This is a genomic window from Anabaena sp. PCC 7938 (assembly GCF_049315035.1).
Taxonomy (GTDB): Bacteria; Cyanobacteriota; Cyanobacteriia; order Cyanobacteriales; family Nostocaceae; genus Anabaena; species Anabaena cylindrica.
Window position 1 is genome coordinate 5,303,677 of record NZ_CP186034.1, and the last position, 20,526, is coordinate 5,324,202.

Annotated in this window: 16 protein-coding genes; 3 read left to right on the forward strand and 13 right to left on the reverse strand. The window is 39.3% G+C overall.

Annotated features, from left to right (window positions below):
* Nucleotides 1–43: 43 nt before the first annotated feature.
* From ACOWPH_RS23785 to ACOWPH_RS23795, 3 genes are all read right to left on the reverse strand, one after another.
* Nucleotides 44–820, reverse strand: coding sequence for an endonuclease/exonuclease/phosphatase family protein (locus ACOWPH_RS23785; protein WP_042464443.1), 777 nt, complete (start codon nt 818–820; stop codon nt 44–46).
* A 275-nt stretch (nt 821–1,095) separates the two neighbouring features.
* Nucleotides 1,096–1,812, reverse strand: coding sequence for a response regulator transcription factor (locus tag ACOWPH_RS23790; protein ID WP_015212585.1), 717 nt, complete (start codon nt 1,810–1,812; stop codon nt 1,096–1,098).
* Nucleotides 1,813–2,416: 604 nt separating this feature from the next.
* Entirely contained in the window at nt 2,417–4,054 is a 1,638-nt protein-coding gene (locus ACOWPH_RS23795; protein ID WP_015212586.1) for a TAXI family TRAP transporter solute-binding subunit, read from the reverse strand.
* Between the two features lie 582 nt (nt 4,055–4,636).
* On the opposite strand from ACOWPH_RS23795, the gene ACOWPH_RS23800 reads away from it, so the two are divergent.
* Nucleotides 4,637–5,089 carry a rhodanese-like domain-containing protein gene (locus ACOWPH_RS23800; RefSeq protein ID WP_015212587.1) on the forward strand — a complete coding sequence of 151 codons (453 nt, stop codon included), beginning with the start codon at nt 4,637–4,639 and terminating at the stop codon, nt 5,087–5,089.
* A gap of 136 nt (nt 5,090–5,225) precedes the next feature.
* Here ACOWPH_RS23800 and ACOWPH_RS23805 read toward each other — a convergent pair whose 3' ends face one another.
* The 5 genes from ACOWPH_RS23805 to ACOWPH_RS23825 form a co-directional block, all read right to left on the reverse strand.
* Nucleotides 5,226–5,855 carry a ribonuclease D gene (locus tag ACOWPH_RS23805; protein WP_015212588.1) on the reverse strand — a complete coding sequence of 210 codons (630 nt, stop codon included), beginning with the start codon at nt 5,853–5,855 and terminating at the stop codon, nt 5,226–5,228.
* A 151-nt stretch (nt 5,856–6,006) separates the two neighbouring features.
* A complete protein-coding gene (locus tag ACOWPH_RS23810) occupies nt 6,007–6,558 on the reverse strand; it encodes a CAP domain-containing protein (RefSeq protein WP_015212589.1) in 552 nt (183 codons plus the stop codon).
* 339 nt (nt 6,559–6,897) lie between these two features.
* Entirely contained in the window at nt 6,898–7,413 is a 516-nt protein-coding gene (locus tag ACOWPH_RS23815; RefSeq protein WP_015212590.1) for a CAP domain-containing protein, read from the reverse strand.
* A gap of 110 nt (nt 7,414–7,523) precedes the next feature.
* On the reverse strand, nt 7,524–8,762 hold the full coding sequence (gene trpB, locus ACOWPH_RS23820; protein ID WP_015212591.1) for a tryptophan synthase subunit beta: 1,239 nt from the start codon (nt 8,760–8,762) through the stop codon (nt 7,524–7,526).
* A 189-nt stretch (nt 8,763–8,951) separates the two neighbouring features.
* Complete coding sequence (locus ACOWPH_RS23825) at nt 8,952–9,185, reverse strand: hypothetical protein (protein ID WP_015212592.1); 234 nt, start codon at nt 9,183–9,185, stop codon at nt 8,952–8,954.
* A 162-nt stretch (nt 9,186–9,347) separates the two neighbouring features.
* Here ACOWPH_RS23825 and ACOWPH_RS23830 point away from each other — a divergent pair, with 162 nt between their 5' ends.
* The gene (locus ACOWPH_RS23830; protein WP_042464445.1) at nt 9,348–11,411 is read left to right on the forward strand and encodes an NAD(P)/FAD-dependent oxidoreductase; all 2,064 of its coding nucleotides are present in this window, start codon (nt 9,348–9,350) and stop codon (nt 11,409–11,411) included.
* Nucleotides 11,412–11,446: 35 nt separating this feature from the next.
* Here ACOWPH_RS23830 and ACOWPH_RS23835 read toward each other — a convergent pair whose 3' ends face one another.
* The 4 genes from ACOWPH_RS23835 to ACOWPH_RS23850 all read right to left on the reverse strand — a co-directional run bounded on the left by ACOWPH_RS23835 (nt 11,447) and on the right by ACOWPH_RS23850 (nt 17,360).
* Nucleotides 11,447–13,060, reverse strand: coding sequence for a hypothetical protein (locus tag ACOWPH_RS23835; RefSeq protein WP_015212594.1), 1,614 nt, complete (start codon nt 13,058–13,060; stop codon nt 11,447–11,449).
* Between the two features lie 750 nt (nt 13,061–13,810).
* A complete protein-coding gene (locus ACOWPH_RS23840) occupies nt 13,811–15,316 on the reverse strand; it encodes a hypothetical protein (RefSeq protein ID WP_015212595.1) in 1,506 nt (501 codons plus the stop codon).
* 45 nt (nt 15,317–15,361) lie between these two features.
* Nucleotides 15,362–16,141, reverse strand: coding sequence for a TIGR03943 family putative permease subunit (locus ACOWPH_RS23845; RefSeq protein ID WP_015212596.1), 780 nt, complete (start codon nt 16,139–16,141; stop codon nt 15,362–15,364).
* Nucleotides 16,142–16,304: 163 nt separating this feature from the next.
* Nucleotides 16,305–17,360, reverse strand: a complete 1,056-nt coding sequence (locus ACOWPH_RS23850) for a permease (RefSeq protein WP_042464449.1) — start codon at nt 17,358–17,360, stop codon at nt 16,305–16,307.
* A gap of 818 nt (nt 17,361–18,178) precedes the next feature.
* On the opposite strand from ACOWPH_RS23850, the gene ACOWPH_RS23855 reads away from it, so the two are divergent.
* Nucleotides 18,179–18,982, forward strand: coding sequence for an exosortase-dependent surface protein XDP2 (locus tag ACOWPH_RS23855; RefSeq protein WP_015212598.1), 804 nt, complete (start codon nt 18,179–18,181; stop codon nt 18,980–18,982).
* Between the two features lie 10 nt (nt 18,983–18,992).
* Here ACOWPH_RS23855 and ACOWPH_RS23860 read toward each other — a convergent pair whose 3' ends face one another.
* A complete protein-coding gene (locus ACOWPH_RS23860) occupies nt 18,993–20,480 on the reverse strand; it encodes a hypothetical protein (protein WP_015212599.1) in 1,488 nt (495 codons plus the stop codon).
* Nucleotides 20,481–20,526 lie beyond the last annotated feature (46 nt).

A 20,526-nucleotide genomic window follows, 5' to 3' on the forward strand; every position in this document is an offset into this window, starting at 1 on the left:
GATATTTTTTTATTTGGAAGTCTCTTAGTGAAATAAACAGGGGTTAAAGCATATTTAATTTCACAATCACGGGAAAATGATCAGAAGGCCAAACTCCTTCCCACTGTTGAGAGTTAATAAGTACCTGTTCTATTTGAAAACGGCGATCGCCATATATCGTATCTATGGCATCCCACGCTTCACCTGTAAACTCATGAAAGGTTTTCTGTTGTTCTAAGGGCAGGGTTGCTAAAGCATCTTGTAATTTTTTACCATTAGCTAGGGGTGAGAGGAAAATTTGACGCGCTAGGGTGCTGGGATTGGCGTTAAAATCGCCTGTTAGCAGTAGGTAGTGTTCTAACGGAAATTCGGCTAAACGTTGACTAATTAAGGCTGCACCTAACTCTCTGGCTTTGGCACTTTCGTGATCTAGATGGGTGTTGACGATAGTTACAGAAACTTCAGGATTACTCACTTCAAAATTAGCCCAAGTGGCCATGCGTGGTAAACGTGTTCCCCAGGTGATACTACCGGGTATTTCTGGGGTATCGCTGAGGTAAAAATCTTGGGTTTGTTGAAGCTTGAGACGTTGGGGATTGTAGAAAACTGCACAATGCTCACCTTGTCCTGTCCCCGTGCGATCGCTCCCTATAAATTTATATTCTGGTAAAAGTGCTTGTAAATCAAGCAGTTGATGAGATTTACCTTCCTGTGTCCCCAGTAAATCCGGTTGGTAGTGTTGGATTAAAGATGCGATCGCACCTACACGCTTTTTCCACTGACGCACCCCCGGATCTGGTTTATCGTAGCGGAGGTTAAAACTCATTACCGTGATTTTCATTAATTTAATCAATATTGAGAAAGAAATATATGCAGTAAGCCTATATTTTATAGTTCTGGAATAACTTAATCAGCCAGACTTAAACAAAAATCCAAAATTGCTATGAGGCTTGAGTAGACACAAATTCCCTGACCAGATTTAGCTTCAATATCCTAATTAGGACGAACAATCTAACCAAGCCTCAAAAAAATCCTTAGTAAATTCAGATTTTCAACCAATTTTGTCAGCAAAAACAACATTAATATTTTTAATGAGTTGCTTGGGAAATTGGAAATTTAAACTTTGCTACCTTCAGGTGGTTCAAACTTGTAACCATAACCACGCACGGTTTTAATAAATTCCGGCATACTTGAGTCAGCTTCCATTTTTTTACGTAGCTGACCAATATGTACATCCACAACTCTTCCGTCTCCTACATAGTCACAACCCCAAATTTTTTGAATTAGTTGGGGACGACTCCAAGCTTGACCAGGATGGCTGGCTAAAAAATGTAAAATATTAAACTCTAAAGCTGTTAAAGCCAAGGGTTTATCGTTCAGCGTTACCTCTCTACCTTCTGGGTTAATTGCTAACTGTTTAAAAATGAGACGTTGTGATTGACTAGGATGGATATAACGTATGCGTCTTAAAAGTGCTTCCACTCTGACTTCTACTTCTGCCAAGCTAAATGGTTTAGTCATGAAGTCATCTGCACCTGCTGCCAGAACTCTAATTTTATCCGCTTCGTCATTCCGGCTAGTGAGTATCAAAACTAAAACGTTTGTGCGACTCTGCATTTCTTGACAGAGTTTGTAGCCATTAGCATCTGGCAAATTCCAATCCAGAATTACCAATGCAGGGTTAAATTGGTCAAACAACGCCAGCGCAGTTTTACCATCTGCTGCTGACTCTATTTGATATTTTCGACTGAGAAAACGGTAAACGAGATTTCGGACACTGAAATCGTCGTCTACAACTAGAATCTTGGGAATAGTCGTGGGAAGCATATCCATAATGCAATACAGTCTATGACTTGATTAGGCAATTTACTGTGGCGATAGATGAGTCTAGATATTGTTGAGAATGTAATTGCTCCTACCTTAGCTCAGGTTGAATAATACGCTAGTACAGATATACACTGAATTTTTCCTGAAGTTTATACAAACTTTATAATAATGCTTACAGAATCTACAGGTAATGTATGATTTTGGTATTTTTTAAAAAACTTTTGGTATCATTTTACAGATACATACTTAAATTTAAATAGCATCTCAATACCCGTATCTGTAAGAATACTTATTACCTTGAGACAAATATATAGGATTACTATTTGATTTTTGAAAGGATTAAGTATTGTAGGGTGCGTTAGCATGAAATCCGTAACGCATTATTCTCAAGGGTTTGGTGCGTTACGCTGTCTCTTTATAGTAGCCATACCCGTAGGAATATACACATCATACGTATATTTTCAATAATCAAACCGGATTCCTATATTATTAAAAGATTTCAAGGTAGGAATTACGCAAGATGTGACTGAAAACCTTATCCCTGTGTAGTAGTAATTCATGAATTACCGCTACTTTGGTTTTGTTTTACCTAAGTCCTACAAAGGTGTCTTTAACTTTTGCGATCAATTGCATCTCTTGTAGCTTTATAAGCTTCGACAAAAGTTCGGAATGATTCTTGGGATATATTTTCTGAAACCAAATCGCCTACTACCTGCTCAAGAATTTGATCTAGCTTTTGTTGCAATAAATCCTTATTTTGCTGGCGGTGTTGCAACAATTTAACTACTATCTTAATATATTTCGCAGAATTTTCTCTCTGCTTCTGTTCAATAACTAATCGAGAAACTTGTCTATCTCTTTCTATAGCTTCTCTAGTATTTTTGTAGGCTTCGTTAAAAGTTCGGAATGATTCTTGTGAAATTTTTTCATCCACCAAAGCTTTAGCTGCTTCATTGAATGTTTTATCAAGCATTTTCTGCCTATCTTCAAGCTTATAGTGGTCTTCTTTCATCAAGCTAATAGCCAACTTTAGGTACTCATCAGCCTCATCTTTTTTACCTCTTTCAATCCATAATTTCAGTTGTTTAATCCATTCAACTAAAATTAAAAAAGCTGTCAATAATAGAGCTATATAGTCGGCATTTTCTTGGACAAATGTTGGCTTGTCTCTTTCATAAAAATCCAAAGCACCAGGATGTAAAGAAATATCAATACCACTAGTGTCACTGGGACGATTAATATCAGCAATTAAGGGTTTAACTTCAGCGTGTTCTTGAGAAATTTCGTTAGCTATTTCTTGGCGATATTCATATATAATTTGCGTTAATTCTCTAATTATGCTGGCATCTACTTGATCGCTTGCTAATAACAGCCTTGATATAGCTACTGTAGGCAGGTTAGTAGTCGGCATAGGAGGATTACCTCTGTATGCTCCTTGGGGAATAATGGCAGTTTCAAAGGCAGGCTGTTTAATTTTCATTGCTTCTGCCTGTGTTATTGGTAATAATTTTCCCTGATAATTGTTGACAAAATTAGAGATAGATCTATTACCTGCGGCTCGAACTCGAAATACTGCATCTGCTTTGTTTTTATTAAAGTCTTGATCTGCGGTATTATCGTTGTAACCATTAATAGGGTTACCAGTAATATCTAAGCCTGTAATTTTAAAGTCTTTTTGGCTCATACCATAATGTTCTGCTATTTTTAGAAAAGATTCATATTGCCCACCGCTGGCAGCTACAGCAATTCTTTTACCTTTTAGTTGAACGAATTGGTTAATCTGAGGATCTTTAACAACTAACTGAAACAGATCTTTATATAATACAGATACAGTTTTAGCTGTGGGTTTTTTGTGGTAGTTTAAAAATATAGGTTTATCGCTAGATAAAGTACCAATTTTTTGAGAAGTTACATCTGCCTGTGCAGTTACTAACTGGGCATTTCCTTCTAATAACATCTGTAAATTTTTTGTTGTACCACTTGTTTCTTTGACTATAATCTTGATATTTGATCTACGCTCAACTACTTTTTGTATAGCTTTGCTAATAATATAGCTTTCTCCCTGTTTATCTCCAGCAGCAATAGTTAGATGGGGAGTTGATAAACGATTGATTACGTTCCAAGCAATGATTGCAAATATGCCAATGCTGGCAAGTCCAAGATTTACAAAAATGAGCTTAGATAAAGGATCTAGAGTTAGAAAAAATTTGAAAAAATCGGAGTGTGTATTTTTTTTAGATTTTGACATATCTGCACAGTTTCAGTTGACTATAGCAGTTCTCGGTTGATTGAGATAGAAGAACCCCACCTCCAAAGGAGAGGACTATAATGTACTTCACTCAAAGGGATATAGCTATAAATAACTAAATGGGATTCTCAAAGTATTTCACTTTTATGAGCATAACTTTTAATACAGAAAAAATGTACACTATTCCCAATTTTCTGGCAGTGTTTGATTGTGTGAAACTGATATAGCCTTTCCCACTCTAGTTAGATACAAAATTACCCCTCCCCAACCCTCCCCTTGGTAAGGGGAGGGTGCGCGACAGCGCGGGTGGGGTGTATTTCATGAGCTTGGGAATTGCTATATGTATTGACTTACAGTCAAATGCCTCTATTTTGATTTAAGAAGAGATTATGAAAATGTAAAATTAAGAATAAATTTTTCAAGTAAATTTTTTTAGCTGAAATTGAATTGAATAAAAAAGATAATAAGTTTTTATCAATTTGAGTACATCGAAAGAGAGATTTTTGTATTCATCCTCAAGAAAGATAAAACCAGTATGAATTTTTTGTTAGCTTACTGCTAGTCCTCGCACCAAGAAAACCTATGAATAACAATCCTATGAGTGGCATTATTCCTCAACAACCACCAATAGAAGCCGAGTCTGATGTTCATGTAGTTAAGTCCCGGTTGGAATGGGGTGAACCAGCATTTACAATTTTAGATGTGCGCGATCGCTCGACATACAACGAAGGTCATATCATGGGAGCAATGCCTATGCCCATAGATGACCTCACCGACCGTGCAATAGACTCTTTAGATAAAAGCCGTGATATTTATATTTACGGTACGAACCAGGGTCAAACTGCTCAAGCTGCCCAATTATTGCGTTCTGCTGGATTTGAACACGTATCTCAACTCAAAGGCGGTTTGGGTGCATGGAAAGCAATTGGTGGCCCCACAGAAGGCATTATTGAATCCAGAACTCCCGCAGGTGCAGATGATTACAATGTTGTCTCTCGGATGCAAAATCATTTAGAAAATCAACAGAGAAATTAGGGAACAGGTGACAGGTGACAGGTGACAGATAAGAGTTTTTCCTAATTACGAATTACGAATTACGAATTACGAATTACGAATTACGAATTACGAATTACGAATTACGAATTACGAATTACGAATTAGTAATTATTCCTCAGTGTTCAAATAAATCTTTGAACTGCAACAAATCCAAGGAAACTATTGTGGGCAGAACTTGAAAGCATTCTTGTGCTAGTTGCCAACGTCCTTCTCTTTGTAGCATTTGGGTGAGCTTTTGCTGTATGTTCAGTAAGTAACGCACATCGTTGGCAGCGTAACTGAGTTGAGCTTCTGATAAATTAGTAGCGTTTCCCCAATCAGAACTTTGAGAGCTTTTATCTAATTCTACTTGTTCCAATTCTTGCACCACATCTTTAAGACCGTGACGATTGGTGTAAGTACGAGCTAACTTACTAGCAATTTTGGTACAAAAAACAGGTTGAACCTGGATTCCTAAGTTATGACGTAAAGTGGCGACATCAAAACGGGCAAAGTGAAATACTTTGAGGACATGGGGTGCTTCCAGAAGTTGCTTTAAGTGAGGGGCTTCTGTTTGTCCTTGAGCGATGCGAATGGCTGTTACCTGTCCTTCTGGGTTGCACAATTGGATGAGGCACAAGCGATCGCGCTGCGGTAATAGTCCCATCGTTTCGGTATCCACAGCCAGAGCATCAGATTTTAAATATTGGGAAAGAGTGGCAGTATCCAAATCGCGATCGCAAACTTGAAAATTGTGTAATGTCATAAATTGGTCAGAAATAATAAATCATAGTGTCTTTCGGTTAATTACGAATTATTTTAAATTACCCTGTTAGACACCAAATTATTACAACATTAGTAGGGGCATATTGCAATACACTCCTACTGTAATTTTTCCCAAAAAATCACTCATCAAACTATCTAGTATTCAGAAATATTTGCGTGAGGTAGACTTCACCTTTAGCATTAGTGGCTACACCAACCCCTGTAAGTTTATATTCTCCATGAATATTCTTTAAATGTCCAGGACTATTTAACCAACCAATCACAGCTTGATTTGCAGGATTACTATATCCGATGTTAAAAGCGACATTCTCGGCTGCACTGTTGTAACTAAGAGGGATAGCTTTAACTCGCTGTTCAAATCCATGATGACTAAACTTAACTATACCATTAGCCATATTTTGACTGTGAATTCTTGCTTGCTGAGAGATATTTGCATTTAAAGTTAACTTTGGCATTCCTTGAGCAGCCCGATATTGATTAATTTGCTCAAATACTAATTTTTCTAAATTAGAATTTTGAGAATTAAGGTTCGATGCGATAACTGCCTGACTAGAAAGATTCAATGACTGCTGAGTTTGAGCAATTTTTCTGGTAAAACTATTACCGGTAATAGGAGCCGTCATGAACCCACTAGCAAGGACAAGCGTACTTAAAGCCATGCCAAAAGCAGTTTGTCGGAACATAGAGAATTAGGTAGTGTATGAATTTATGAGACATATACTCTATCTTCTGATTTCAGAATAAATACCAGGATACTATCAAGTATTTATCAACTGAGGAATTACCTGATTTTGCAAATTTCTGAGTTCAGTTTTATCAAGATGGCATTTTATTTCCCTGAAAATCTGCCAATTTTATGACCTTTTTAAAACCCTGGTATCAAGTATATGTCAGTAGTAGATGCTTTACCTCATTAAATGTTCTTGACACTACATTATTAATCAAAAAAATATAAAAAAAATAGTATCCACTGGCAGATGTCATGAATACTAAAATTATTCAACAGCTATTGCTCAAAAAACTTATCTTGATCGCAGGAAAATTTGTGTGAAATAAATTTGTCCTCGGCTATTATTCGCTACACCAATTCCCGTGAGGTTATAATTACCTTTAATGTTGGTTAAATGTCCTGTACTTTTCAGCCAGCCTTGAACTGCTGTAGTAGCTGGATCAGTAGAACCTTGGTTATAGGCAACATTCTCCGCAGCTGCACTGTAAGGAATTGCGATCGCTTGAATTCGTGATTGAAATCCGCTATGTCCAAAGCCAACTCTACCACTAGCCATGTTTTGACTGTGAATTCTGGCTTGACTGTCAATCTGAGAATTACGAGTTAGTGCAGGTAAATTTTGGGAAGCTCGGTACTGATTGATTTTCTGGAAAACAGATGCCTCTATTGCCGCAGTATTAATAGTACCTTGTGCAACCTGGTAGCTAGGAGTTAATACGGTCGGAGAATGAGGTGCTGAATTAGCTATCCCACCACTAACTAAAACCAGAAACCCTACACCAGCAGATGAAATAGTGTTTTTAAACATAATTTATCACTGTTCAAAAAACATGAGTTAGGGATGTAGATTAAATCACCAAGTTAATGAAATTATCTACAAACTTTTGAGGGTGTGTTAGGAACACACCCCGATTGTACTCATTGAATTAAGAACTTAGCGGCTGTTTGCACATCTTTATCACCCCGTCCAGAACAGTTGATAATAATGCGGGGACTACCAGAGAGTTGGGGACACAAAGTTTCCAGATAAGCGATCGCATGAGAAGTTTCCAAAGCGGGTATAATTCCCTCTAGCTTCGACAATCGCTGAAAGGCATCCAAAGCTTCAGCATCAGTCACACTGTAATATTCCGCCCGTCCAATATCTTTCATATAGCTGTGTTCTGGACCAACACCAGGATAATCTAACCCAGCACTAATAGAATGGGGTTCAATAACTTGGCCATCATCATCTTGCAAAAGATAACTCATCGAACCATGCAACACACCAACTTGTCCTTTTGTCAAAGTAGCTGCGTGTTTACCAGTGTTCACACCTTCTCCCGCAGCTTCCACACCAATTAACCGCACAGATGACTCCTTCACAAATTCGTGAAATAGTCCCATTGCATTAGAACCACCACCCACACAAGCCATCAGAATATCAGGTAAACCGCCCCATTTTTCCATCGCCTGAGCGCGAGTTTCTTCACCAATCACAGCATGAAAATCCCGTACCATCATTGGATATGGATGAGGCCCAGCCACAGAACCAAGGATGTAATGGGTAGTTTCCACATTCGTCACCCAGTCGCGGATGGCTTCAGAAGTGGCATCTTTGAGAGTTCCCGTACCCGCAGACACAGGGCGAACTTCAGCCCCCATCAGCCGCATTCTAAACACATTTAAAGATTGGCGTTCCATATCATGAACACCCATATAAATCACGCACTCTAAACCAAAACGAGCGCAAACAGTTGCCGTCGCTACTCCATGTTGTCCTGCACCTGTTTCCGCAATAATTCGCTGTTTACCCATGCGCTTGGCTAATAACACTTGACCAAGAGCATTATTAATTTTATGTGCGCCAGTGTGATTTAAATCTTCACGTTTTAAATAAATTTGCGCCCCTGTGCCATCAGGACGGGCATAATTAGCTGTGAGGCGTTCAGCAAAATATAACGGTGTAGCACGTCCTACATAATCACGCAGCAACCCCTGTAATTCTGCCTGAAAACCAGGTTCATTACGATATTGCTGATAAGCTGTTTCTAGTTCAGCTAAAGCAGGCATTAAAGTTTCAGGAACGTACTTACCACCGAAACGGCCAAAGCGTCCCAGGGTATCAGGTACTGAAGCGGTTTGTGAAAAATTTGGAGAAAGGGGTGTAGTAGTCACGTATTGGGTAAAAATTAGAGAACAAAGTTAATTTTAATTCTAGAACTGCTGAGGATGCCTATAAAGATAGTTATTCCTCAAATCGCTGTACAGCTTTCTGAAATATTTTCAAAAGTGATCAGACTTCCTTTTAATTTTTAATTTTGCCCCATGGTACTAGTCTATACAAGGTAGAATGCCAAAGGAAGATTAAGGGAAACTTTCCCACGCTTGAGCAACCAACGTACTGAGCCAACGTCGTTGTTGCCTATCTAACACAGTGTCATCCGCTAATACCTGGGCAGTTAATTCTTCTAAAGATTGACCTTGAGCGCGGACAAGTTGAACAACTCCGGCAATTACGGCTGCTACCAGTTCTTCATCAACTGGCTGTTGTCGAAGTGCAAAAATTTCTTGGGGACTGTCTGGGATAGGATAATTCATGGTATGAGTTTACAGAAGTTCTAAAATGATTAATAAAGTTAACAACTTATTAAAATTTCTTAATTCAATGGTGATGCAACTGATAGGGCGGAGTCTAACGCACTTCCCGTCTTTTTCAAATCTTTCGTAGTGAGTAGATCGATGGGAGATATCAGCAGAAATATGAAAGAGATTCTTTACTTAGAAGTTCCGACAACTGACACTGCGGCTGTACGCAACTGGCTACAGGTAGATTTTGCACCGGGGAATGGGGAAAAGTTGCTGACAGCAGATGGTTTTCGGCTGAGAAGCCCTGTTGTCTCTGTTGAGGAAGGTTTGCCGGATGAACTTTCTGTGTTTGTCTGGTCGGTACAGCATACTACTTATCTCAAGGTGTTCCGTTGGGCTAAGAAACCCTTTACTAATGAGGCGCAAATTCTCCAACGTTTAACCACAGAAATCCGCAGCTACTTCCCCCATAGTTATCCAGAACTACCAGAAATTGATTTCCAAAAGTCGATTTTCGCAGAGCTAGAACCTTATTATCCCCTAACTGTCAAGTACTTTCAGAAAATGCCTAATGGAGAAAATGACCTCAAGCGTGCTTACTGGTGGGAGCAACGTTGGCGAGAAGGGGTAAGAAATCCGCAAAAGCCTCGTCAGGTGGTATTTTCTGCGGAAAACAGGGAAGAGGAAAAGCCCAATCTCCAGTATGACCTCATTTACATTGGTGGGGCTTTAGGTTCAATTCATGCGGCTTTGATGGCTAAGTTAGGCTATAAAGTCTTGTTGGTGGAACGTTTACCTTTTGGCAGAATGAATCGGGAATGGAATATTTCCCGTGATGAAATCCAATGTTTGGTTAATTTGGGTTTGCTGACAAATGCTGAGTTGGAAACAATTATTGCCAGGGAATACAAAGACGGATTTAATAAATTTTTTGATGGGAATAATCCCTCTCACCTGAAAGCGCCAATTTTGCACACCCCTACCGTGCTGAATATAGCTCTAGATTCTGAAAAATTACTGCAAATATGTGGACAAAAACTACAAGCTGCGGGTGGTGATATCTGGGATGAAACAGAGTTTATCCGAGCAGATGTCAGTAATACACAAGTTATGTTGAGTGTCAAGCATTTGCCTAGTGGTAATGAAAAGCAAGTGAGTGGAAGATTGCTGATAGATGCGATGGGAACGGCTTCACCTATTGCTTGGCAATTAAATGGTGGTAGGGCTTTTGATAGTGTTTGTCCGACTGTGGGAGCAGTAATTGACAAGGGATTTGAGCCGGGAGTCTGGGATTCTGATTATGGAGATGTTCTTTATAGTCATGGAGATATTTCTAGAGGTAGACAGTTGATTTGGGAGTTATTTCCTGGGGTTGGGGAAGAACTAACGATTTATCTGTTTCATTATCATGAGGTGAATGGGAAAAATCCTGGTTCTTTGCTGGAGATGTATGAGGACTTCTTCACGATTTTGCCAGAGTATCGTCGCTGTGATATGGATAAACTGGTGTGGAAAAAGCCGACATTTGGCTATATACCGGGGCATTTTAGTGTTAGTAGTAGCGATCGCACAATTGCTTTTGATAGATTAATCGCAATTGGTGATGCTGCCTCACTCCAATCACCTCTAATCTTCACTGGGTTTGGTTCCCTAGTTCGCAATTTGGAGCGTTTAACCACCCTATTAAATACAGCCATCAAACATGACTTATTGAGTTTCCAACATTTAAATCAAATTCGTGCTTATCAAAGTAACGTTGCTGTCACCTGGTTATTTTCTAAAGGCATGATGGTTCCAACAGGGAAATTTATCCCCCCCCAAAGGGTGAATTCTATGCTCAATACCTTCTTTGGCTTATTAGCAAACGAACCTCCACAAGTGGCAGATAACTTCATTAAAGATCGCTGTGATTGGTTAACCTTTAACCGTCTAGCCCTGAAAGCAGCAAGAAAAAATCCAGCATTGCTACTATGGATTTGGCAAATGGCTGGGCTTAAAGATTTGCTGAGATGGTTGGGTAATTATGTCAATTTCTGTCGTCACGCCCTAGTCAGTACTTTTTTAAGCAAATGGTTCGCTAGTTTCCTCAAGTCCAATCAATCTTGGCTAGAACCTCGTTATCCCGGACTGTGGTTAAAGTTGTTAACAATTAATTATGCAATTTCTACCGGCAAACCACTATGGCACAATCAGGTAGTCAAAGTTAACCCAAAAGCATTAACTCAAACTAGTCATTAGTCAATTGAGTACCGAGTTCTGAGTTCTGATAACTCTTACTCTTCATCGTTGACCTTTGATTCATTACCCTTGGTGCGAAAATTTGGTAATTCTACCGATGCTAATGACTTGCGCCCCTTGGGTGGACGCTGGGGATAAATCAACGGTGAGGGTGATTTATGATCTTGAGGATATTCACCCAACGGTTCTGGGGAAAAATGGTGTCTTGGTAATTTCGATGTTGTAGATGGTGAGACATCTGACCAATAGTCCTCAATTTCTACAGCATTCGTTTCTTCGTGTGGAGAAGTGGGAATTATTGATGGATCATTAGAAGCAGAAATAAGAGAATTATCCACCCCTGCACTGTAGGTAGCAGGCGGACTAATAATATCCGTCTTCAAATCTTGTTCTGTTGTAATTTTTAGTTTTTCAGCATTCTCTATTATAAATGCTAAGGTTTCCGAGATAGGTGTATCAGCTTGATCACTTTGCTCATTCTCTGCCGTTGTTAGTGGAATTGCCGATGTAGGTGCAGAGGTGAAAAACATTTGAATCAGACTCTCCAACTGCTGGTCTATGTTGGAGGAATTAGAATTAGAAGCAGCTTCTGATGTAATTACAGATTCATTATCTTCTAAAGAGGCAGCTATTTCTGTAGATGTGAAGGTACATTCATCATCCGACCAGTTTTCAGAAGATACAGGTATTGGCGCAGAGTAATTTTTTTCGTGTGAGCATGGCGTTAAAGGTTCCACCCAAGAACTATCAGCGTGTTGGTGTTCTACGTGTTGATGTAAACTACCACAGGTATCACTCACAAAATCTGATTCTGCTGACCAAGGTTTAATGGGCTGTGCATTGGGGAATAGCGATCGCGCTTTTCTAGAGAATCTTGTATGTCCACCGGTTACGTCATGGGGATGATGGGCTTTATCCTCTAGGGTGTCATGGTTAGGAACAGATGTCTCTAGACATTTTTCTAGAGCCGCCTTAAATTGTAGCGTTTGACGTTGTTGGCGCATCAGTCTAGTCCGCAACTCCCGACAAGTATTTTCTGAGTGTAATAGCTGCTGAGACTGTTCACTATAGTTAGTTTGCAACAATGAACACTGGCGTTCTAATTGAGCTAGGCGTTGCTGGCTAATTTGTAAATGTGCTTTATGAGTTTCGATGAAAATTTCTTGACTTTGAACAGTTTGTACAGCCGTTTCTAACTGTTGAAATAGGGACTCAATTTGCTCTTGTGCAGCTGAGAGTTCCTGAGTTTGTTGATTTAGCATCGAATCTGTGACACTGGAGCGCTTTTTTTGCCATTGCAAAATCTTTTCTGCTTCAGTTAATTCATGTTTTAACTGTTCTACTTGAGAGTACAAGTCATCATTAGCTGTGCTTAACTCTTGATTCAGGGTCAGTAACTTATGAAATTCAGAGTCTACAACTGCTTGTTTCTCACTATCAGGTTCTGCAACCCAGTCTTTTTGAGTATTGACTACGGGTTCACACTGCTGTTCTGCGGATGGGTTCAGGAGTGGTAAATTAGTCACGGCCATATTTTCATCATGGACAACTGAGTAAAAAGGACAACCCGCCAGATCTGATGATGGCGAATTTGCAGAATTTAGGGGTTCAATCACAGTGCCGTTGTTTGAGGTGTCAGCTATATTCATCACTCTTGACCCACCTGCTTAAAAGTATTCAGTAGTGTTTATGACAACAGTGCTGATCAACTGCGTTAAATTCAGGATTTCCTCTAGAAGCCAAGTTTAACTCTCTTTCAGCATAAGTGGCTAGTACTATCAGGTAGCTAGGCTATGGGCAAAAGCCAGAAAGCTTTAATGCTCATAGAATTGAATTTTTTTGTCTATTTTTAACTGTCTAGTTATTTTTACCTGACTGTATGTACTAGTCATGAGAGAGTATCCTAAATTGTGCATTTAAAATTGATGCTGATAACGCCGTTATAACATTGTCAGTTTCTTGTGCGTCAACTTTCTGTATGATGTAGTCTTTTTCTCCCCAAGTGGTAGAGGGTGTGAACCTACTTGACGTTCGTTAAAAGTTATATTAATTTGCTAAAAATTATTATGCCCCCAGCCCTATCCACTCAGATACTACAATTAGGTAGAGAGAGGCAGAGATTTTCTAGATTTATAGTATTAAATTTTACATTAAAAAATAGGAGTCAGGAGTCAAAAGAGGCAGGGGAGCGGGGAGCAGGGATCAGGGGGGAGAATTGGAAGGAGCTTGTACTCCGACCAATCGAGAACGCCCTAGAAGGGCGGGGCTTGATACCCATGTTCCGCTCCGCTTCACGGCTTCGGGACAGGGATTGCTCCCCCTGCTCCCTGCCCCCTGCCCCTCCGCCTCTTCGGTCTGGAGAAAAAATTAATTTTCCTCTCCTGCACCCCATGTCTTGATCAAGGTAGCCAGTGGGGATGAAAACCTACTAACGGTAGTTGTTCTGGCTTGATTTCGATGTTCTCTACATCAGTTATTGGTAGCAGAGGCATTAACCACAGACTACTAGTAGCAATCGGTTCTCCATCATCAGTTTTTAAAGTGTTGGCAGATAAAGAAGTTTGTGGCGTACTATTTTGCATTGGTACTACTTGGTCGAACAATATACCCAAACCGTCAGGTGCTAAACTCATTTGCACATTTCGTTGGGCTGGTGGCAGCATTAATAGTGGTTTCTGCTGCTCAGTTTTCAGATTAATTGCTACTAAATAAGGCTGTTCTATGTATTGTTCTTGTGATACTAGCTGTGTGAGCAAGCAGTAGAGAGTGGGTGAGGCAGGATCAAAATCACAACCGAGAATTGAGCCTGTTGTTTTTAATAATTGTTTCTGTACACCTTGATTGGTGACTAGGAATAAATCTCGTGTATAGTCAGTATTAAATTTGACCATTACAGCTTGTGAACCATCCTTGGAGAAAGCTTGCACTAATCCAAATTGTGGTAAAAAATCTAGTGGTTTAGTGGCATCTCCTTCGAGAGATAAAATTGCTGTTCCTTGTCCTTGGGCAACTGCTACAGCTTTACTATCTGGTGTGATGATAAAGTCTCCACCAGGTTGGCTTTCCAAGCGTTTTGGAGTAGGTCGGTTTCCATAATTATCGGTGGTTGCTGGAAGATACCACAGGCCAAAATCTCCTGGATTATCTCTTTTGCCTCGTTGAACAATTATTGTTTGTCCATCAGAGGATAAATCAAATTTCAGGTTTTGATAGTCTTTATTATCTAAAATTAGGTCAAGTTTACCTGCTGGTTCTGGTTGTGCATCAATTTTGCTGGTAATGCCTGTTGTAACTGTATATAGTTGGGCTGAGAGTAAGTCTGGATTCTTGGAAGGACGTGCAGAGAATAATATTTTTTCTCCATTGGGAAATGGCTCGAAATCCATGACAATTATGTCTGGGGGGGTAAGTACTTTCTTTTGCTCTTGAGTTAGGTTGTAGAGTACTAACTTTCCTTGTTCTTGTTGATTCGCGCCTATGTAAAGTAAGGCACGATTGCGAGTACTAAAATTTCCTGTAAAAGGCTGAATTTCTCTCTTTTTTCCTTCTGCTTCTGAGAATTTATCTCTGGCTCCTTGCAATGAAATTTTATAATTTGTGCCGTAGGGTGCTGGTGTTATGAGTGTGTAAACCATCCGTCTTCCTGCCCAACTGATTTTACCTGCTAGAGGTGGATCAATTTTTAAATTATCCTCTACGCTTTTGGTGTCCATTGGACGGCTAAAAGTCAGGTTAAATGAGATATCTTCTGCACCAATTTGTTGATTTTGCCAGTTAAAATTCCTAACCGTGGGCTTAACTGCGTCACCTTGTAAGATGACGAACCCAATCAGCAAACTTAAGAGGAGCATGAGAGCGATCGCTATTCGATCTAGTGGTTGAATAAATTTATATGATTTAGTCATTAGTCATTGGTGAATAATTATTCTCTGTCACCTGTCACCTATTCCCTAATAACTATAAGGATTTTCAGGTTGGGGAATTTTTTTGAGGGAGGTAGCCTTGATAGTAAGTTGGCGTTTATTGGCTACATTTTCTGTGATCATTTGTCCCTCTACTTCTAGCCACACATCTGGGGGATACTGATCACGATTATCTGGAAGTTTAACAGGTAAGCCTGCGGGATAGACATCTGCGGCACAACAAGTGATCACAAATTTTGCTAATAACAACAAGTCTTTATCTAATTCTGGGGGATGGATCACAAATCCCTGGACTTTAACTTTTTGTCCTGTGTATGCGTCTGGTTCTGGATAGACATTGAGAATGCGTACCCAATCTATGAGCGATCGCTCTTCTGGCTGCACAGTAGCGCGAAAGGATTGGGGTTGGGAGCGTGTGGCCCCAAGTATCTCTGTTACACCCCGATCAAGTGCTGTTTGACTAGTAAAAACACGAGGAGTAATTATAAATCCTAAAATAGCTGTGGTTAGCAGCAAACCACTACCCCAACCAGGGGGAAATAAATTTATATGCTGATCGTTATTAGCAGGTGCTTCATAACGACGACGGCGTTTCCAAAGTTGTTTTCCCTTGAAAAACCCCACAATTAGTAAACCGACAGCACCCATAATTACTAACCAAAAGTAATCAGGGTGAATCAATAAATTTAGTTTACTTGTGAGCCAATATTTCAGCATTAATATTCCCCAAGCTGTAATTGCTAGTACATCTAGCCAGGGGATCAACTGATTTGGGATTTTGGGTTTTTGATTTTGGATTGAAGCCATTATTTATTAGTTATTTTTTTAACGAAATACAAAGAGCAAATACAGCAGATTGCAGATTTTAGAAGCGAATTTCACTTTGTACCAAGAGAATTTTACTACTGGATGGGTGTATTGCAATACGCTCTTTCTGATCGCTGACTGCTGGTATCACTAATGAAAAACCTTACATAACGTGCAGATTCAAAAGTAAAGTCAAGAAAAATGTCAATAGTCCGGCTAAAGCGAATAGATAAAATAAAGCTCTAGGTTTGAAAATTGATAACATCAAACCAACACCTTTGATGTCAATCATGGGGCCAAATACCAAAAATGCTAATAAAGAACCACTGGTAAAACTTGAAGCAAAAGATAGTGCAAAAAAAGCATCGACTGTAGAACAGATTGATACTACTGCTGCTAAAACCAACATGGCCAGGATTGAGGTGATTGGCCCAGCACCTAAACTGAGGATGAGTTCACGAGGTGCTAGAACTTGAATAGAAGCAGCAATAGCGCTTCCTACTACCATCACGCCCCCTAATTCTCGTAATTCTTGGACTATGTTATCCAATACTAGACGAAGTTTATCTGCAAGAGGTTTATTGACGCTAGAAGTTGAAAGAGTTGTCTGGATTAAATTATCACTGATCCTAGTGGATATACCTGCTTTACCGCCCAGAATATAAGTTCCTGATTGCAAAAGGCTATTAGTAGTTGCTTCTGCTGGTGCTTGGTAACGCCTTCCCTTGCGTTTAACGTCTTTGTTAGCAGGTGGATTATATTTCAGATAGCGAGCGATAGTCGGTTGAACAAAAGGACTTAAGTCTTGCTGAAAACTGAAAATAAAACCGATCATAGTAGCGATCGCTAAAGACAATACAACTCTTAACACTACTATTTCTGGTTGATCTCGAAATGCTGTCCAAGTTGCCCAAATCACAATTGGGTTAATTGTCGGCGCTGCTAGTAAAAAGCCAATTGCTACGGGTGTGGGTACTCCCTGCATTAATAACCGCCGTGCAACCGGCACATTACCACACTCACACACCGGAAATAAAAAGCCAATCATGCTGCCTACTAAAGCCCCCAACAGAGGATTTGTCGGCATTTTCTCTACTAATTTGCGCTCATCAATAAAAAACAGCAGAAAACTGGAGAATAACACTCCCAGCAGCAAAAAAGGCATCGCCTCGACTAGCAGACTTAGAAATAGCGTAAAACCGTTGTTCAGTTGATTCATCATGCGTCGCAGTCAAAAGCGGTTTTGAGTTTTAGGGTTATGCCTAGTCATTTTATCGAAATGGGGATCAAATGGGGATCAAAGGCAGAACTAGAAAAGTAAACAATCATTATACTCAGTCATTCAGGCATATTGGGGTTATTTAAGCAATTCGTGATAGTATATACAAGAGATTGATCTTGATATTTAGTTATTTTTTCACAACAAAAATACTAAAAAGCAAGACTATTAGGACTTACGCATTGACAGAACAGAGTAAATATGGAGTATAGTTTCAGTCTCTTGTAGGGTGCGTCAGAATCAATAATTTAGCACAATTAACAGATTTTCTACATCTGACACACCTTACTAATATGCTGTCTCAAAAGCCTGCAATCACCAATCCTCGTTAATTCATATCATGTCTAATTTGTATAGTGCGTAAGTCCTAACTATTATAGATAAATTTTGATAAAAACACTGGCTGCTACTACGAGTAATATGATAATAACACGGTAAGTATAAGCATTTTATTCTCCCATAATAACTCCTGAAATATCTAATTCATTAGCATTTTGCATATTTTCACAGGTTCTTCATACTCCAATACCTAAGTAAACAGTATTTTCCGCATTTTAATATTTACTGGATAATACTGTTATTTACCTTGAAACCCACATTAATAAACGAAATAATTCATGTTTTGCGGTAATAATTGACTTAAAAAAAATATACCAGCATATTTTCGGGTTACAAATTCTCAGTTTTCCGAGATAGTTGAAGTTAATTGCCAAATAAAAAGCAAAAAACGCCAACTTATATAAATCTGGGAAAATTTGATGAAAATTAAAAGTGCATTTATCTCTATAGGCTTGCTTTTCGGTGCTGTGTTATCTGGTGCTAACTCTGCTGAAGCTGCAAATTTTACCAGCAATGTCACGCAGACTAATGCTAAAAGTAATGTCATTCTAAACTCCATTACTCAAAATGGAAAAACATTTGATAACTTCTCTTACGTCAACAAGGCTATTATTAAGTACAATACACCCAAAAACACTACAAACTCTAACAGTGGTGCAGCTAGTACTGATAAAGGTGATAATGCAACCTCACCATTAGCAACAGCCGAAGACCCTACAGGTAATGCCATTGCAGCTTTTTTGGGTAATAACAACTTAAATAACATCATTGACACAGAAGATGATGGTTATTTCACTATTGATGTTTTCTTTGATAGCAAAATTTTCAAAGATAAATTAGGGTTGGATAATCTGTTCTTTTGGGAACGTGGTCAGAATAGTACATTAGGTATTCAAGCATTGGATAAGTCTGGAAATTTAATCGGTAGTTTCAAACAACTTACAGAAACAAAAAAATCCACTAACTATGCTGGCTTCCAAATTGACACCAAAGAAATTGGGGAAAGTCAAAATGTAGGTTCTTGGGGTATGAGTCTCCAAGATTTGGGAGTGACTGAATTAAGTGGTTTGAGATTAACATCTCAAGGAAAAAGCTATAGTGGCCCTGATTTTAAGGTAATAGCTAGAAAATCTGTACCTGAGCCAACAACCATACTTGGGTTAGGTGCAGTTGCTGGACTCGCTTTATTACGCCGTCGCCAGTTGAAACAGAGTTCTATTTAATCGGTTGGTGTTAAAGTAAATTTTCGCCACGTTGGTATATTTCCCGTGCATAATCAGTCCAAGCACCTTGTCCCCAATATCGAAAACAACTTGTTTGCAGTAACAGGTTGTGTAATAAAACTTGGCGATAGTGATGTTGTCTAGTTACAGGTTCATCTGCATCACTAGACAATAGTTGGTCAAATTTTTGATGAAATGAACTGCTTAATTCATACATGGGAGATAAAACGTTTTCGTATCCTTGAACCCAACTAATATGATTAGTCCATGATGCCCCATCAATATGAAAATTGGGGTTATTTTTTTTGATTTCTTGAATGGCATTTTCTACGGCATCTGGTTGAGAATTATTTAGGGCAATTTGTTGCCAAATTTGATGCTGTCCTACAGGTTGACATTGGGGAAAATCTTCAGGTAGACATCCAGCATCTGCTAGTAATTCTAAATATTCTGTACCACAGACACCGACTACTCCGGTTTTTCCTCCTCCATTCTGCACCATATCCCCCCAAGCTTGTTTAAAACCGCTAGGAAATTCATTCATCATCACACCACCATTTTCACCATCACCAATTTGACTAACAATAGGTGGTACTAAAACATTACCTAATTGTTGTTTAGATAATGTTTTGGCTTCATAATATGGCTGCATTTGAGCCACTAATTTTGTATCTGAACCTTGGGTTTTAATTAAGGCGGTAATACTAATGGTTTCTCCTTGGGAATTGCGAGCAATTAAACGATGTGGTAAATGTTTTCGTGTGATGGATTCACCGTTAATTGTTTCTATAGTGTGTTCTTGTACTAGTAACCAAAGATATCCACATTCTTTGAGGGCTTTAATAAATGCAAAGAGGGTATCGGGGTGATTGGGTAGGTGCATTTCTGGGGGTGAAAATCCCTTGACTCGCGCTAGTGCTTCCCAACCAAAAATTGCCGCAAAATGATGTTGCCAAGCCATGATATGCAGTTTAATATCTGGTATGGGTGTGGAAGGAATGACGGCGTGACTCCACATTGTCCCTAACCATTCTACATAAGGCTGATAGGTGCGATCGCACGTAATCCGTTTAAGGTTGTCGAGGATGTCGCTTCTTCCCATTTGTCGGAGTCCCCACAGCAGATTACCGGAGTAATCCAACATGACACGGGGGTTGCAACCTTGATTGACTAGTTCAGGAATGAAGTCACCTATACGGCTGTAACAATAAGCAAAGGGGGCTGCGTTGTGGTTGTCTCCTTCCTGCTGATGTTCAAACATATATTGCAGATTGCTGATGAGTGAACCATTCTGTCCAGCTGGTATAGTGGGCTGGTGCATATGGAGTGCGATCGCAAATACTGCATTTACATCTGCTAATTTAATATTAGTTGTTGGTAAAAATACAGGCTGATTATGGTTGACTACAGAAAGAACTTCTGTTTCCCAACCAGATATATTTGGTAAATCATCAATGATTTCGGGCAATTTGGGCAGATTATTAGGTAATTGAAACATTTCTGGTTGCTCCGAAACAATGTATAACTGTAAATCTTGCACCGAT